Source organism: Halomonas sp. BC1 (assembly GCF_002078135.1).
Lineage (GTDB): Bacteria > Pseudomonadota > Gammaproteobacteria > Pseudomonadales > Halomonadaceae > Vreelandella > Vreelandella stevensii.
In genome coordinates this window covers 317,504-318,674 of the sequence record NZ_LFGS01000015.1, presented here as the reverse complement: position 1 = coordinate 318,674, position 1,171 = coordinate 317,504, and the positions used below count along the sequence as shown (strand labels likewise).

The 1,171-nt window shown below is 52.8% G+C and carries 1 protein-coding gene and 1 pseudogene; both read right to left on the bottom strand.

All coding sequences use genetic code 11. From position 1 onward, the window contains the following. Positions 1 to 474 precede the first annotated feature (474 nt). Positions 475 to 615: pseudogene (locus tag B7L72_RS12830) on the bottom strand (flagellin N-terminal helical domain-containing protein); the annotation flags it as partial. Positions 616 to 893: 278 nt separating this feature from the next. Next, positions 894 to 1,171, bottom strand: a 278-nt coding sequence (gene fliD / locus B7L72_RS12825; protein ID WP_176212884.1) for a flagellar filament capping protein FliD, incomplete at its 5' end; no start/stop codon positions are given.

The window sequence follows — 1,171 nt, the reverse complement described above, 5'->3', positions numbered from 1 at the left end:
TATTTTGTTAAAAAGGCTATCAATTTCTTCCTTTTCTTGTTCGGTTTTTCCCGACATAGACCCGGCAATCATGGAGTTTGCAATAACCTTAGTGACAAGATCATCGATTTTCTTTTTTGATTCGATTTTTTCAGCGTGAGAAATAGACAAAATAGTATCTCCTATATATTGAAAACGGGAACCCTTAGGCTCCCGTCAGATTAACCCAGCAGTGACAGCACGTTCTGCAGAATCTGCGCCTTGGTCATGTTGGCCACTTCCACCGCGTAGTCCGCAGGTTAGTGATGGAGTCTTCGAAACGGTTCTGCACGGCACCCAACTCTCCACTTGCGGTAGTTGTTTGCAAGTAATTAGTGCTACCGTGCTGGATAACGGTACCATCGACGCCACGGTGCGCGGAAGCTTGGTCACATCCAGGCTGTTCAGGCCGACGTTAACGCCGTTGAAGTTGGTTTCCTTGGAGATACGGTCGATCTGACCGGCGGCGTCGTCTTTGGCACTGTTGATGCGCAGGCCGGAGGAGAGACGCTCCATGCTAGTTTGCAGGGCGTTCTGGCTCTTGGTCAGATTGGACTGGCCAATCATGGAAGTGATGTTAGTGTTGATCACTGACATGGTGATTCTCCTTGCGTGTGAACTGGCCGGAAGGCCCGCTGTTCGGCGACATGAAGCGCCGTTGTATTAATTAACGGCATGCGGGAAAGATTCTTTAGGGAGAAGTGCAGAGATTTGTGTAATTTTTGGTAACTGAAGGAGTGGAGCTATTTGGGGATGGGGGTAAATCGGTCGCGGGCTGAAGCCGCCTCCCACGGTGGCTGGCCTTCAGGCTGGCAGTGTGTGCTCCAGATGCGAAACGCCCCCCAAAAGGGGGGCTGGGTGTGTGCTGGGGTGGCTTAGCGCCTGCGGCCTAGCTGGTAGTCCATGGCGTCGAACTGCTGGGTGAGGTAGCTGCTCATGCTGTTCATCTGGGCGATCATGGCGTCCAGCTGGCTGAACTGGGTGCGGTAGCGGGCAATGGTGCCTTCAATGGATTTTTCCATGCGCTCGAAGCGCTCGCCCAGGCTTTTAATGCGGGTTTCTGCGCCGCTAATGGCCAGCTTGACCACGCCATTGTTGCTGAGCATTTGGTCGATAGTGGTGGAAAGCTTGCCTGCCAGGCCGTTCTCTTTTT